Origin of the sequence: Terribium retamae (assembly GCF_022347545.1) — a bacterium.
GTDB lineage: Bacteria > Pseudomonadota > Alphaproteobacteria > Rhizobiales > Rhizobiaceae > Mesorhizobium > Mesorhizobium retamae.
In genome coordinates this window covers 1-1,031 of record NZ_JAKREW010000121.1, presented here as the reverse complement: position 1 = coordinate 1,031, position 1,031 = coordinate 1, and the positions used below count along the sequence as shown (strand labels likewise).

Genomic DNA, 1,031 nt, shown 5'->3' with positions numbered 1-1,031 from the left:
ATGAGCGAAGCCTATATCTGCGACTATGTTCGCACGCCGATCGGCCGGTTTGGCGGAGTGCTTGCCTCGGTTCGTGCGGATGATCTCGGCGCCGAGCCGATCCGGGCGCTGATGGCCCGCAATGCCGGCGTCGACTGGGAAGCGGTCGACGATGTCTATTATGGCTGCGCCAACCAGGCCGGCGAGGACAACCGCAACGTCGCCCGCATGGCGGCGCTGCTGGCCGGTTTGCCGGTGTCGGTGCCGGGCTCGACCGTCAACCGGCTGTGCGGCTCTGGCATGGATGCGGTGGCGATCGCCGCCCGCGCCATCAAGGCAGGCGAAGCCGAGCTGATGATTGCCGGCGGTGTGGAATCGATGAGCCGCGCTCCCTTCGTCATGCCCAAGGCCGAGACCGCCTTCTCGCGCCATGCCGAAATCCACGACACCACCATCGGCTGGCGTTTCGTCAATCCGCTGATGAAGAAGCAGTACGGCATCGATTCCATGCCGGAAACGGGCGAGAACGTCGCCGAGCAGTTCGGCATCAGCCGGGCCGACCAGGATGCCTTTGCGGTGCGCAGCCAGGACAAGGCCGTGGCAGCCCAGGCCAATGGCCGGCTGGCCAAGGAGATCGTTGCCGTCACCATCCCGCAGAAGAAGGGCGATGCGATCGTCGTTGCCAAGGACGAGCATCCGCGCGCCGGCACCACCATCGAGACGCTTGCCAAGCTGCCGACGCCGTTCCGCAAGGAGGGCGGCACGGTGACGGCCGGCAACGCCTCGGGCGTCAATGATGGCGCGGCCGCGCTGATCGTCGCTTCGGAAGCCGCAGTGCGAAAGTACGGCCTCACCCCAATCGCGCGCGTGCTGGGTGCAGCGACTGCCGGTGTCGAACCGCGCATCATGGGCATCGGCCCGGTGCCGGCAACCCAAAAGCTCTGTGCCCGGCTCAACCTGTCACCGCAGGACTTCGATGTAGTCGAGCTCAACGAGGCCTTCGCAGCGCAGGGCCTTGCGGTGCTGCGCGAGCTCGGTCTTGCCGAAGATGC

At 66.5% G+C, this 1,031-nt stretch carries 1 protein-coding gene; it reads left to right on the top strand.

Annotated features, from left to right (window positions below; genetic code table 11):
- A partial coding sequence (locus L4923_RS30820) for a thiolase family protein (RefSeq protein WP_239370886.1) occupies positions 1-1,031 on the top strand: 1,031 nt, incomplete at both ends.